Below are 13,451 nucleotides of genomic sequence, written 5' to 3'. Positions count from 1 at the left end.
GTTGTGGATGGCCAAAATTATAGATGTTAAGCGTAAATGTTATACCATATACGCCATATATTAGTAACCTGATATTTACCATGAGATATTTTACAATAAAATGCCTGTTACTTTTAAGTCCGTTTCTGATATGCAACGTATTAAAAGCTCAAAATAAACTTGTTGAATATTTAGCTCCATCCGGAAGAAGTGTTTCTCCGGGCAATCGAACCTATTATATCGATCCTGTTAAGGGCAATGATGGCAACACCGGGTTAACCAGTTTAAAGCCATGGAAAACATTTAAAGGTATCAACCGGCTTATTTTATCGCCGGGTGATGTTGTGGAAATACTATCGCCGGGAGGGTTTTTCGAAACGTTGTCAATTATGGCCCACGGAACGAAAGACAGGCCGGTAAAGATCTGGTTTGCCCCCGGGTGGTATGATTTTTTTCCGGACGGCGCTTACAAAGCCCAATTGCAGATTTCCAATACCAACGATGTTCCTAACGGATTAAAAGCAATTGCATTAATGCTTGATAGTAGCAGGTTTGTGGATATTGACGGTGCCGGCGCCACAGTAGGCCTTCGCGGAAAAATGATCGAAATATATATCAATAACAGTCATCATATTAAATTGAACGATTTGAGTTTTGATTACCAGCGTCCAACGGTTTCCGAGTTCAGCGTGGTAACAACGACATCAAAATATGCCGATGCTGCGGTTAACACCGAATACAAATTCAGTATTAAAGACAGTACATTAACATGGCTTGGAGAAGGCTGGAGCTATCAGCCCGGGTCATACTGGCAGGTGTATAACCATGCCACCAACGAATTATCGAGAATGGAAATCCCTCAGGAGGGGCTCCGCTATGAAGCCACAGGAGAGCATAGCCTGAGAATATTTTTCAAGAACAATCCGGGCTTTAAAAAAGGCTTAACCTATCAAAATCGTGATGTCACCCGTGATTGTGCCGGTTTTTTCATACAAAAAAGCAGCAATATCAATTTAAACAACATCCGTATTTACTTTATGCATGGCATGGGAATAGTAAGCCAGTTTAGTAAGAATCTAAGTTTCAATCATGTTGTAGTAAAGGCTAAAGATGGTCGCACGTGTGCCGCCTGGGCAGATATTCTGCATTTTTCGGGTTGTAGTGGCAAAATTGAAATTGCAGGCTCATACCTGTCGGCAGCAAATGACGATGCAATTAATGTGCATGGCACTTTTCTTAAAATAACAGAAAAACTTTCCTTAACTCAGGTCAAAGTAAGGTTCATGCATGATCAAACTTACGGATTTGATGCTTTTGCAGCTAATGACAGTATTGGTCTTGTTCACCCGGCGAACCTGCTTACTTATCAAAATAATAAGGTATCGAAAGTTGAGAAGCTTAATAACAGGGAATTTTTGCTAAATTTTAGCAACCCGATGCCCGATGATATGCAAACAGGAGATGTGGTGGAGAACATTACCGCCACGCCACGGGTATGGATCCATCACAATACCATTGAAAAGATCCCGACAAGGGGTATCCTGGTTACCACTCCCAGGAAAGTAGTAATTGAAAACAATATCATTAACCGGACCCACAACAGCGCAATCATGATCAATGACGATGCGTCAAGCTGGTATGAATCAGGAGCGGTAAAAGATGTTACTATTAAAAACAATACGTTTTATAAATGTGGAGGGCCGGTTATAGCCTTGTCACCGGAAAACAGAGTGAAATCAACAGCTCGGGTTCATTCCGGAATCCAGGTAATCTGTAATAAAATAACTTTAAAGGACGATCAGTTTTTTGAGGCTTCAAGTACATCCGGAATTAAAGTTACAGGGAATAAAATAACCACAACTGGTAGTATTAAAAATATTGATCAGTTGATAAGTTTAAAAGACTGTCAGGACACCAGGGTTTATAACAATCAGCTAACAAAGCAAAAAGAGTAATTGGAAGATGAACAGGTGCCAACAGAATGGTAGTTTATTTGACAGCGAGTACCGGGTAGATTACTCCTCCAAACTTTGATGGAGCTTGTGCCAGTTTTGTGACTTTATAACCTAAGTGGATAAACTCGACCTCTAACTTTTGAAATGATATATATGCGGGTTTGTTTTCACTATTACAAACAAGAAAAGCTTTGCAATTGCAAAGCTTTTCTTGTTTGTATATCTTTTGACACTCTTCTTTTAGGGGAGCCGAGAGGCTAAAACGGAGGCTCATCATCTATGTCGTCCATTCTTGAAGGACGTATAATGAAGTTACTCTGCTTTTCAAAATCCTGTGAAGGGGCAAGGCCTGCGAAAGCGTTACCTGCCGGAGGAGGGAAGCCATCCATACCTTCTTCAAGATTTGCGAACTTAACATATTTGCCCACAAATTTAAGTCGAACGGTACCTGTTTCACCATTACGGTGCTTGGCTATGATTACCTCGCCTACACCCTGGGTAGGGTTACCGTCCTCGTCTTCGGTCAGGCCGTAATATTCGGGACGATAAAGGAACAATACCATGTCGGCGTCCTGCTCAATAGCGCCCGATTCACGTAAGTCTGAAAGCATTGGCCTTTTTGAGTTGCCCGGCCGGCTTTCAACCGCACGGCTTAACTGCGAAAGTGCGATAACCGGTACGTTGAGCTCCTTGGCAACCGACTTTAAAGCACGTGAAATACTGCTGATCTCTTGCTCACGGTTACCCCCGCCACCTTTGCCTTCAGCTTTGCCATGCATCAGCTGCAGGTAGTCGATAATGATAAGCTGGATATCATATTGCGATTTTAAACGACGACATTTTGCCCTGAACTCAAAGATGTTTAGGGCAGGTGTATCATCAATGATGAACGTTGCTTTTTCAAGCCTGCCAATTTTAGAGTGTACCTGCTGCCATTCCCATTCTTCAAGCGTGCCTTTACGGATTTTTTCCTGCTCAATTTCTGCTTCGCCGGCTATCAAACGGTTAACTAACTGTACAGACGACATCTCCAGCGAAAATACCACAACTGGCTTGTCAAAATCAACGGCTGCATTACGGGCACAGCTTAATACAAAAGCTGTTTTTCCCATCGCCGGACGTGCCGCAATGATCACCAGATCTGATTTTTGCCAACCTGACGTCATCCGGTCAAGGTTGGTAAAGCCAGAGGCAACACCTGTTAAGCCATCCTTTTTATCCTTCAGGGCTTCAATATCGCGTAGGGCCTCATGAACAAGATCGTCCATATTACGGGCATCTCGGCGTAAATTGCTCTGAGCTATTTCAAATAGATTTTTTTCGGCCATATCCAGCAGGTCGAATACATCGGCGGTATCCTCATATGCATTGTTGATCACCTCTGTAGAAATGCGGATCAGTTCGCGCTGGATAAATTTTTGAATGATAATGCGCGAATGGAATTCGATATTGGCGGCCGATGCAACGCGGCTTGTAAGTTCAGTGATATAGTAAGCACCGCCAACCATTTCAAGCTCGCCCAGCCTGCGCAATTCGGCAGTCACGGTAAGGATATCTACAGGCTGTGTTTTTTCAAACAAGATTTTTATTGCAGAAAAAATCTTTTGATGATTGGTTTGATAAAAAACTTCGGGTTTTAAAACATCTATAACAGATGAAAGGGCGTCTTTCTCCAGCATAAGGGCACCTAAAACGGCTTCCTCCAAATCCGTAGCCTGCGGCTGCAATTTTCCGCCTGCAATGAATGGCGTAGGATTTGGGATCCGGCTGCGGCGTTCAAAAGTATTCGGCTTGTTATACTGGTTGTTATTCTCAAAACTCATAAGGGTACAAAAATATACAAAAAATGCTTCGACAGGCAAAGGAAACACCTAACATAGTGTATCGGCATTTTAAAATAATCATACACAGGATGATAATTTTAAGGTTTTTAATAAACACCTCAATGTTGATAACTTTTTAACGAAATTTGGGCTGGTTGATTTTCAGCTAATTGAGCCAATGTTAATAAAGTTTTGAAGTGTTGATAGCATCTGCACTCAAACCTCGGTAAACCCAAAAGGGTTATCAGTTCAATAACGGCTTAATCAATTAATATAGCTACTTTTGCCAAAATTTAAATTATAAAATGGCATTTAATTCAAGACCTCAACGCGAAAGCAATCAAATGGTTTTTGGTATCAGGGCGGTAGTAGAAGCGATCCGTTCGGGTAAAGAGATTGAGGCGTTATTTATACAGCGAGGCATAAGCGGCGGCCTGATACAGGAGCTTAAAGAACTGATGAACGAATATCAGATAACTGCACAGCAGGTCCCGGTTGAAAAACTAAACCGCATTACCCAGAAAAATCACCAGGGCGTTATAGCTGTGATTTCGCCTATTGTTTATCAAAAGATAGAGAACATCATTCCGGAAATATTTGAGAGGGGGGATACTCCATTAATTTTAGTTTTAGACAGCATTACTGATGTAAGGAACATGGGTGCCATTGCTCGTACTGCCGAATGTGCTGGTGTGCATGCCATCGTGATCCCAGCCAAAGGCTCGGCGCAGATAAATCCTGATGCCATTAAAACATCGGCCGGCGCATTATACAAAATCCCTGTTTGCCGGCATGATAATTTTATGCAAACTGTACGCTTCCTCCAGGAATCGGGCTTGCAACTGGTTTGTTGCACCGAAAAAACACAGGACAATATTTACACTCCGGATTATACCGTACCTACGGCCATCGTTATGGGATCGGAAGAAGACGGAATCCGTAACGAGATCATCCGGATCTCCGACCACCTGGCCAAGATCCCTATGTTCGGCGAAATTGAATCGTTGAATGTATCGGTATCAACCGGGGTGATTTTGTATGAGGCAGTGAGACAGAGAACCCCCCCCGCCCCCTAAAAGGGGTGCTTACTTACGGCTGGTTTTTATCTGTCGTATTAAACTTAAAAGTATTTAAACAAGAAAAGCTTTGCCACGGCAAAGCTTTTCTTGTTTAGCATTACAGCTAAAGAGTGATTGTAAGTAGGTACCCCCTTTAGGAGGCGGAGGGGGCTAAATATACTTCGCTCCAAATTTACTTTTTACATCAGCCACAACCTGCTTGATGTTCTGTTCCTGGTCGCGGGGGCAAATGAGCAGGGAGTTGTTTGATTCTACCACGATATAATCATGCAGGCCCTGCAATATTACCAGTTTTTCGCCCGGCACGTTTACCATGCAGTTTGAAGAGTCATACATGATCACTTTTTCGGCAGGGATAACGGCATTACCTACATAATCCTTTTCGGCAAGGTCATATATTGATGCCCAGGTACCCAGATCGCTCCACCCAAAATCCGAAGGTAATACATATACATTATCTGCTTTTTCCATAATGCCGTAATCTATCGAGATATTAACGCATTGCTGGTAAGCCTTGTGTATATAAGACTTTTCATCGTCTGAGTTATAAACCGGTTTTGCATCAGCAAAGATCTCATGCATTTCGGGCAGATACTGATTAAAGGCCTTAACAATAGTTTTGGCCGACCAAACAAAGATGCCGGCGTTCCATAAAAAGTCGCCGCTTTGAATAAAGGTTTTAGCTATTTCAAGGGTTGGTTTCTCGGTAAAGGTTTTTACTTTATGAAACTCATCATTGATAACGTTATCAGTGTATTGGATATATCCGTAACCGGTATCGGGCCTTGATGGTTTAATGCCCAGGGTTATCAGGTAATCATTTGAAGCGGCGGTTTGCAATGATTTTTCGATAGCGGCAACAAAAGCATCCTCATCCAGGATCTGTTGATCGGAAGGGGCTACAACAATAGCGGCATCGGGGTTTAGACTTTCAATTTTAAAACAGCCATAGGCAACACAAGGTGCGGTGTTTCGCATTACCGGTTCGGTAAGGATCTGCTGATCCTCCATGTCTGGCAATTGTTGTTTTACCAGTTTGGTGTAGTTTTCGTTAGTAACAACGTAAATATTTTCTTTGGGGCAAACTTTCAGGAAACGTTCGTAGGTGTTTTGTATTAAGGTTTTACCGGTACCAAGTATATCTATAAACTGTTTGGGGTGCGATGTACGGCTTATCGGCCAAAAGCGGCTTCCAATCCCTCCAGCCATAATTATCGCATAATAGTTTTTATTCATGAGCAAGTAAAGAATTTTAATTTGGTATATCGACCGTAAAAATGTGTAATAATTTGTTAATTATCCATTAAGTGTAGCTAAATAATTTAACGGTGGGCATAACCACAAATTTGTCTGGTTCTTTAAATGAACAAGCAATGAAATTGTTTTTCATCTAATCATCATTTTTGCACAAAATTTAAAAGTAAATCCATCGTTTATTTAGAAAATTTTGTTACTTTAAACTTTTAAATACAATTTAAGAATTTGTTAAAATAATGATAGAAACAAAGAAATCGCTATTTGACAATCTCCAGAATTTTTTCGGGTTTGATAATTTTAAGGGAGAACAGGAAGCGATAATAACCAACATCCTGGCCGGTAATGATACATTCGTTATTATGCCTACCGGTGGCGGCAAATCGATGTGTTATCAGTTACCAGCTTTGATGAGCGATGGCACGGCAATCGTAATTTCACCATTGATAGCCCTGATGAAAAATCAGGTAGATCAGCTCAGGGCGTTTGGAGGATCAGATAGTATAGCCCATTTTTTAAATTCATCACTTACAAAATCAGAGATAGGCAAGGTTAAGGAAGATGTACTGGCAGGGAAAACCAAGTTATTATACGTGGCCCCCGAATCGTTAACCAAGCAGGAAAATATTGATTTCTTACGCCTTAACCACGTTTCATTCGTGGCGGTAGATGAAGCGCATTGCATTTCGGAGTGGGGGCATGATTTCAGGCCCGAATACCGTAAAATACGCCAGGTGATCAGTAACATAGGCGAAAATATTCCCATAATTGCTCTAACAGCTACAGCCACCCCAAAAGTTCAGCAGGATATTCAAAAAAACCTGCAAATGAATAACGCAACCGTATTTAAATCGTCATTTAACCGGGGTAACCTGTTTTATGAAGTTAGGGCCAAGCGTAATGTTATCAAAGAGATTGTAAAATTTGTAAAACAAAACCAGGGCAAATCGGGAATTGTGTATTGCCTTAGCCGCAAAAAGGTTGAGGAAGTAGCCGAGGCGTTGAACCTTAACGGGGTAAGGGCATTGCCCTATCATGCAGGGCTTGATCCTAAAGTGCGTGCAGAAACGCAGGACAAATTCCTGATGGAAGATGTTGATGTTATTGTTGCTACGATCGCATTCGGTATGGGTATTGATAAACCCGATGTTCGCTACGTTATACACCATGATGTGCCTAAAAGTATGGAAGGTTACTACCAGGAAACAGGAAGGGCCGGGCGTGACGGAGGAGAAGGTGTTTGCGTGGCTTTTTATTCGGAGAAGGACATTGATAAGCTTCAGAAATTTATGAAAGACAAGCCTGTTTCAGAACGTGAAATAGGTACTCAGATACTTAAGGAAGTTATCGATTATTGCGAGTCGTCGGTTTGTCGCCGTAAACAATTATTGCATTATTTTGGCGAAAACTTTAATGAAGCAGGCTGTAATAACATGTGCGATAATTGCTGTACCCATAAAGAACATTTTGATGGGGAGGAGCACCTGCACAGGGCATTAAGTTTGATTAAGCATATTGGCGAAAAGTTTGACGACCACCATATCCTCAGCATATTAATGGGTGAGGAAAATGCTCAGATCAAAAATTATGAGCATGATCAGCTTGACTATTACGGTTCGGGCAAAGAACAAGGCAAAAATCTTTGGAACTCGCTTTTAAGGCAGGCATTACTCAATAATTACATTTCAAAAGACATTGATCAATACGGGCTTTTAAGGCTTACTAAAAGTGGCATAGGCTTTATTGAGAACCCGCACAGCATCCGGTTTGTTTTAAACAAAGTCATGGAAGCTACTGATGATGATAGTGACGATGACGGGCCAAAACAAAGCGGTGGGGCACTTGATACGCAGTTATTACAAATGCTTAAGGAGTTGCGCAAAAAGCTTGCAAAACAAAAGGGCTTACCTCCGTTTGTAATATTCCAGGATCCATCGTTAGAGGAAATGTGCACCCATTATCCGATCAACACCGAAGAACTTAAACAAATTTCGGGTGTTGGTGCAGGCAAGGCGCTGAAATTTGGTAAACCTTTTACGGATTTGATCCAGAAATATGTAGAGGATAACGATATTGACCGGCCAATTGATATGGTGATCAAGAGTGCTGCCAATAAATCGGCGCTTAAAGTATTCATTATCCAAAATATCGACAGGCATTTAAACCTTGATGATATTGCTGCTTCAAAAGGTCTTACTTATGAGGAGATCCTGAAAGAAGTTGAAACTATAGTTAACTCAGGAACCAAGCTCAATTTGAACTACTATATTGATGAGGTGATTGACGAAGATAAGCAGGAAGAAGTATTTGATTATTTCCGCACTGCAGAAGCCGACTCTATTGATGAAGCCTTAGCTGAACTGGGCAGTGATGATTACACCCGTGAAGAGGTGCAGTTAATGCGTATCAAATTCATGTCGGAGTTGGGGAATTAGTTGCTGAAAGGTTCTGATAAAGAAAGCCTTTAGATTCAATTCTAAAGGCTTTTTACTTTTCCCCTGATTACTGCTGTTGGCTTTAATTTTATTTAGTTATGATCATAAATTCCGTACGCCTGTTCTTTGCCCTGTCTTCCTCTGTTGTATTGGATGCTATCGGTTGCGTTTCACCGTATCCTTTGTAAACAAGGCGGGTAGGGGCAATTCCTTTCGACACGAGATATTGATAAACAGACTTTGCCCTGTTTTCAGATAAGGTTTGGTTACCCTGGTGATTACCTGTATTATCTGTATGACCTGAGATCTCAATACGGGTAGTTGAGTTTACCCCTAAAAATTCAATGAGCTTGGCAAGTTCGGCTTTTGATTCCTTTTCAAGGTCAAACTTATTAGTATCGAAGAAAATATTTTTAAGGATCACCTTGTTGCCAATTTCAATGGGTGATAACAGTGCCACAATGTTAAATGGGCTTTTAATCTTATAATTTTTAAGCGAAAAGTTTTCGGAATAAAACAGATATCCGCTTTTTGAAATATTAAGCGCATAGTTTTTGCCCGACGTTAGTGTGGCTAAAAAGTCCCCCTGTTCATCGTCACTGTAATCCTGGTAAACCAGCAAATTACTTTCCAGGTCAATAATCTCAATAGCAGCTTCAAGGGGGGCTTTCGTCTTTACGTCTTTAACAAAACCTTTAACATAAGTTACTAAATGGGGCCGCAACTTTACAGGCAGCTCGAACTTATAAATATCATAACCGCCCAAACCCTTTAAATTATCCGATGAAAAGAAAGCATAATCTCCGGCGGCAGTTAATGATAAGCCGCCCTCATCACCACTGGTATTGATAGGATATCCAAGGTTTTCGGGTTTTTGCCATTTACCGTCTTTATCCATGCGGCTAACAAACAGGTCCTTGCTGCCTAAACCCGGCCAGCCATCGCTGCTAAAATAAAGTGTACTGTCATCAGGGTGAATAAACGGTGATAATTCATTGTAGGGGGTATTAATATTGGGGCCCAGGTTTTCAGGTTCGCCCCAGCCTTTTTCACCCAGCGTGCTTTTCCAAATGTCATAGCCGCCATAACCGCCTTTACGGTTGCTTACAAAATAAAGCGTGCGGCCATCGGCATTTATCGAGGGTTGAGATTCCCAGCCCGACGTATTTACCGGTGGGTTCAGGTCAACAGGTTTACCCCAGTCATTTCCCCGTTTTTGAGCAATATAAATATCACAACGGCCTAAACCGTCGGGGCGATTGCATCCCGTGAAAAACAGGTATTTACCATCCTGCGATATGGATTGCGCACCTTCGTTATATTTTTCAGTATTAATTTGGTTGCTTAAATAAGTGGCAGTATTCCACTTGCCATTTATCATTTCGCTTTTATAAAAATCTTCGTTGTTATTGATCTTTCGGGTAAATATCAACGTGCCTTCGTCGGCTGTAGCAACCGGGAGGTACTCGTCATTGGCAGTGTTTATTTCAGGGCCGATATTTATAGGTTTAAATGGCACAGGATGTGTCATCGCCTGGATGCTGAATTTGGCATCGGCAAGCAGTTTTTTTGCGTAGGTATTGTTTTGAGGGCTGATATCAGGGTAAGTAAGGTATTTTTCGAGATGTTGCTGAGCCTGTGCGTAGCTTGCATCGTGGATTTCCATTTCAGCGGCTTTGAGGTACACCCCCCTGTTAAATTCCGGACTAAGTGAAATTACTTTAGCGTATTGCTCAACAGCTGGCTTGTACATGCGCTTCATTCGGTACAGGTCGGCGAGTAATAACCGCGCTTCTATAAACTTTGAATCTTCGCTAATAGCTTTAAGCGAGTTTTGAATCGCCTCATCATAAAGATGTTCATCAAGGTTTTGATAAGCGGTAGCAAAATATTTTACAGCTTCTTTATTGGATGACGAATACCGGGTTTGCTGCTGGGCGCCAAGCAAAGCAGGTAAACACAATGCAAGCACCAATAATACTGCAATTTTCATTTGTAACTTAGGATAATTAATACCGTAAGTTACAAAGATTATGGAATATTCAGATACTTATGTGTTTGTAGTGAAATTTCCCACTGCGGGTTTTCTTTTACATAATCCACAATCAGCGGGGTCATTTCTTTGGATTTTGACCATTCGGGCTGCAGGTAAAGCTTACAGTCGGGCGATACCATTTTGGCGTGATATTCGGCCCATTCAAAATCGGATTTATTGAAAACGATGACTTTTAACTCGTGGGCACATTCGGCCACGTTTGGCGTAGGCGCTTTGAATTTTTTGGGTGAAAGGCAAATCCAGTCCCAATCGCCCGAAAGCGGATACGCACCTGAAGTTTCAATAAATGTTTTTATTCCCTTTTCGTGCAGGTTGTGGGTCAAATAATCAAGGTTGTAAATAAGCGGCTCGCCACCGGTAACTACAACAGCTTTTGCAGGATGAAGGGCAGCGTTGCTCACAATTGTATCAGCCGCGGTAAGGGGGTGTAACTCGGCATCCCAACTTTCTTTAACATCACACCAATGGCAACCTACATCACAGCCGCCAAGGCGAATAAAATATGCGGCTTTGCCCGTATTGTACCCTTCCCCCTGTATCGTATAAAACTCCTCCATTAAAGGAAGCAGCGTGCCGTCGTCTGGTATTTGGTGTGCCATAGTTATTTGAGGGTGCAAAGGTACTGAAATATAGGCGAAAGCTAAAAGGTGAAAGCCAAAAGGTTACACTAATATGGAAGTACCTTAATAAGGCGAAAGGTAAAAGGCCAAAGGTGAAAGGTCTTGGCTTTATCATCAAATTACATTATAAAAAAAATAAAAGTACACGCTAAAATACCTTTTGCCTTTCACCTTTATCCTTTTGCCTTTTTTTATTTTCATTTATAATTGTTATAATTACTTTAATTTTAAGATAACCAATTAAATCCCTTTTCGTAAAATGCAATAACTGTATCGTTAACGCTTAATTTATATCCGGAGATGAAAAAGCTTTACCTTCCTTTATTTTTAATGGCAGTGCTTTGTTTTAGTTCATGTGTAGATATTGAAGAGCATTACGATTTTAAAAGCGACGGAACCTGTAAAGTTGCCTACGCCTTTGATATGAGTAGGGCAGTATCGGTATTGGTTAATTTGATGTCTGATTCGGTTAAGGAAACGCCTCAATTTAGTTTGGTTAAGGACACTACGCTTAACTTTTATAGTGCTATACCCGACAGTGCGCAGCAGAAACTAAAAACTGAAGAAGTTGAAATGGCCAAAAGCAGTGAGCTAACGGTGAATATGAACCTTAAAAAGAGTGTTATGAAAGTAACACTTAATCATACCGCCAAAAATGCAGCAGATCTGCAATATTATTTACAAAATGTATCAAAGATTGCACTTAATACCCAGATAAGCGCTATTACTACCACCGATAAAACGAATAAGCCATTTGATGCACGGCAAATGGTAGGAGGGCAGGACTACTACTCGTATGATATAACTCCTCATAAATTTTACCGCATCATTGATAAAGCGAAGTTTAACGCTTTTTTAAAGAAAACCCAGGCTACTTTTATGATGGCAAAGGCGATGCTGATCGATATGCCTTATAAGGTGATCCTGAGGTTTGCTCACCCGGTAAAGAAGATCAATAATTCAAAGGCAATGCTCTCGGCCGACAGGAGGGAAGTCACGCTTGTTACCAGCATGGACGAGGTAATTAAGAATCCAAATGTGATGAATCTGAAAATTGATTTTTAAAATTGGTTGGCTCAATAAGATTCAGAAATGTTGGCGTAAATATTAGATTTTGAAACTTGCAGTGCATAACTTGTACTCATGAAATCTGACCTTGACCAAATTATCGAATATTTTGAAGGTGAAAAAATTGCTCTTACATCTTCAATCAATAATTATCTTTTAGAAAAAGATTACCTGTATGCTCACTATCAACAAGAGGAGTTATGGCGAATTGACAGGCAATTATCTCATTTGCATTATTTAAAGGATCCATTATATTTTAAAAAGCAAGAACTTGAAAGATTGAGGGATATGTTTAACAAATTTCCTGAGGATGACCGTGTAAGGTTCAGCTTCGGACGTAGAATAACCGAAAAGGAAGGTGAGATAAAAATAAGTGAGTCGAAAAGGCTTTATTTTAACGATACTCAAGTGCTTGACGATGCTTTATTTAATTTATACGAAGGGAAGTTTAAGAAATTCAAGCTCTGTCTAAATAAGCCGAGCGATCTATATATGTATTTTGAATTGAGTGCTGGAAATATGCTAAATATTTTCATGAGTTCGCAAGAGATAATGGAAATGTATGGATATGATAAAGAGAATTATGATGACGAAGACAACGGACGGGAGCTTTTTATCTTAAAAAAGATGGGATTTGAAAAGGTGGGCGAGTCAGAGTGGATCGTTTATTTTTTTGATATGAATGATTTTCAGGATGCTACGGCAGTAAAAATATTATTATCGCGTATCGCATATGAGGTTTTTGGCTTATTACAAGGAAGCGAGTATCTCCAAGCTTCGCTCGAATATATTTCATAAGTTGGTCAAATGAAGTGGCATAGAATTGAACTAAGTTCGGATATCAGCAACCCATTTATAAAAAAGGCTAAGGCAGGCAGCAAGAATATTTGCCTCGTAAATTTTGAAAGTAAGCTTTATGCAGTATCGGCTAAATGTCCTCATGCCAGAGCTGATTTAAGCGAAGGCCTGTGCGTGAGGAAGCTGATAGTTTGTCCATATCATCGCCATACTTATAATCTTGAAACAGGAAAAGGTGGCGAAGGGCAAAATGATTTTATTGAAACTTATCCTGTGGAAGTAAGGGACGATGGTGTGTACGTAGGTGTAAACACGCTTTGGGACAAGCTGAAGTCTGGGTTTAAGTAAATGGTTGATTAAGTGAATAATTAATTCTATAAACTA

The 13,451-nt window shown here is 40.8% G+C and carries 10 protein-coding genes; 6 read left to right on the top strand and 4 right to left on the bottom strand.

Going from position 1 to position 13,451, the window contains the following annotated elements:
* The first annotated feature begins 80 nt into the window (after positions 1-80).
* On the top strand, positions 81-1,934 hold the full coding sequence (locus BLP33_RS07060) for a right-handed parallel beta-helix repeat-containing protein (RefSeq protein WP_175489958.1): 1,854 nt from the start codon (positions 81-83) through the stop codon (positions 1,932-1,934).
* A 257-nt stretch (positions 1,935-2,191) separates the two neighbouring features.
* Here BLP33_RS07060 and dnaB read toward each other — a convergent pair whose 3' ends face one another.
* Complete coding sequence (gene dnaB / locus BLP33_RS07050) at positions 2,192-3,757, bottom strand: replicative DNA helicase (RefSeq protein WP_090525995.1); 1,566 nt, start codon at positions 3,755-3,757, stop codon at positions 2,192-2,194.
* A 305-nt stretch (positions 3,758-4,062) separates the two neighbouring features.
* Between dnaB and rlmB the strand changes: the two genes are divergently transcribed.
* Positions 4,063-4,833 carry a 23S rRNA (guanosine(2251)-2'-O)-methyltransferase RlmB gene (gene rlmB, locus BLP33_RS07045; RefSeq protein ID WP_090525994.1) on the top strand — a complete coding sequence of 257 codons (771 nt, stop codon included), beginning with the start codon at positions 4,063-4,065 and terminating at the stop codon, positions 4,831-4,833.
* Positions 4,834-4,986: 153 nt separating this feature from the next.
* Here the strand turns inward: rlmB and BLP33_RS07040 are convergent, their stop codons facing one another.
* A complete protein-coding gene (locus BLP33_RS07040) occupies positions 4,987-6,072 on the bottom strand; it encodes a mannose-1-phosphate guanylyltransferase (RefSeq protein WP_090525993.1) in 1,086 nt (361 codons plus the stop codon).
* A gap of 260 nt (positions 6,073-6,332) precedes the next feature.
* On the opposite strand from BLP33_RS07040, the gene recQ reads away from it, so the two are divergent.
* Complete coding sequence (gene recQ, locus BLP33_RS07035; protein WP_090526251.1) at positions 6,333-8,525, top strand: DNA helicase RecQ; 2,193 nt, start codon at positions 6,333-6,335, stop codon at positions 8,523-8,525.
* Positions 8,526-8,613: 88 nt separating this feature from the next.
* Here recQ and BLP33_RS07030 read toward each other — a convergent pair whose 3' ends face one another.
* Together BLP33_RS07030 and BLP33_RS07025 are read right to left on the bottom strand one after the other, a co-directional pair.
* Entirely contained in the window at positions 8,614-10,518 is a 1,905-nt protein-coding gene (locus tag BLP33_RS07030; protein ID WP_090525992.1) for an OmpA family protein, read from the bottom strand.
* A 38-nt stretch (positions 10,519-10,556) separates the two neighbouring features.
* The gene (locus BLP33_RS07025; protein WP_090525991.1) at positions 10,557-11,180 is read right to left on the bottom strand and encodes a 7-carboxy-7-deazaguanine synthase QueE; all 624 of its coding nucleotides are present in this window, start codon (positions 11,178-11,180) and stop codon (positions 10,557-10,559) included.
* A gap of 321 nt (positions 11,181-11,501) precedes the next feature.
* Between BLP33_RS07025 and BLP33_RS07020 the strand changes: the two genes are divergently transcribed.
* The 3 genes from BLP33_RS07020 (at position 11,502) to BLP33_RS07010 (ending at position 13,415) form a co-directional block, all read left to right on the top strand.
* The gene (locus tag BLP33_RS07020) at positions 11,502-12,266 is read left to right on the top strand and encodes a hypothetical protein (protein ID WP_090525990.1); all 765 of its coding nucleotides are present in this window, start codon (positions 11,502-11,504) and stop codon (positions 12,264-12,266) included.
* A gap of 78 nt (positions 12,267-12,344) precedes the next feature.
* Complete coding sequence (locus BLP33_RS07015) at positions 12,345-13,067, top strand: hypothetical protein (RefSeq protein ID WP_090525989.1); 723 nt, start codon at positions 12,345-12,347, stop codon at positions 13,065-13,067.
* Between the two features lie 9 nt (positions 13,068-13,076).
* Positions 13,077-13,415, top strand: a complete 339-nt coding sequence (locus tag BLP33_RS07010; RefSeq protein ID WP_090525988.1) for a Rieske (2Fe-2S) protein — start codon at positions 13,077-13,079, stop codon at positions 13,413-13,415.
* The last annotated feature ends 36 nt before the right edge of the window (positions 13,416-13,451 follow it).

Source organism: Mucilaginibacter sp. NFR10 (assembly GCF_900100445.1).
In the GTDB taxonomy this organism is placed as follows: Bacteria; Bacteroidota; Bacteroidia; order Sphingobacteriales; family Sphingobacteriaceae; genus Mucilaginibacter; species Mucilaginibacter rubeus.
This window is presented reverse-complemented; position numbering and strand designations above follow the sequence as displayed.

Bases quoted from the DNA above. Each gene is read 5' to 3' on its own strand.
- BLP33_RS07060 (WP_175489958.1), top strand. From the start codon at position 81: ATGAGATATTTTACAATAAAATGCCTGTTACTTTTAAGTCCGTTTCTG.
- dnaB (WP_090525995.1), bottom strand. From the start codon at position 3,757: ATGAGTTTTGAGAATAACAACCAGTATAACAAGCCGAATACTTTTGAA.
- rlmB (WP_090525994.1), top strand. From the start codon at position 4,063: ATGGCATTTAATTCAAGACCTCAACGCGAAAGCAATCAAATGGTTTTT.
- BLP33_RS07040 (WP_090525993.1), bottom strand. From the start codon at position 6,072: ATGAATAAAAACTATTATGCGATAATTATGGCTGGAGGGATTGGAAGC.
- BLP33_RS07030 (WP_090525992.1), bottom strand. From the start codon at position 10,518: ATGAAAATTGCAGTATTATTGGTGCTTGCATTGTGTTTACCTGCTTTG.
- BLP33_RS07025 (WP_090525991.1), bottom strand. From the start codon at position 11,180: ATGGCACACCAAATACCAGACGACGGCACGCTGCTTCCTTTAATGGAG.
- BLP33_RS07020 (WP_090525990.1), top strand. From the start codon at position 11,502: ATGAAAAAGCTTTACCTTCCTTTATTTTTAATGGCAGTGCTTTGTTTT.
- BLP33_RS07015 (WP_090525989.1), top strand. From the start codon at position 12,345: ATGAAATCTGACCTTGACCAAATTATCGAATATTTTGAAGGTGAAAAA.
- BLP33_RS07010 (WP_090525988.1), top strand. From the start codon at position 13,077: ATGAAGTGGCATAGAATTGAACTAAGTTCGGATATCAGCAACCCATTT.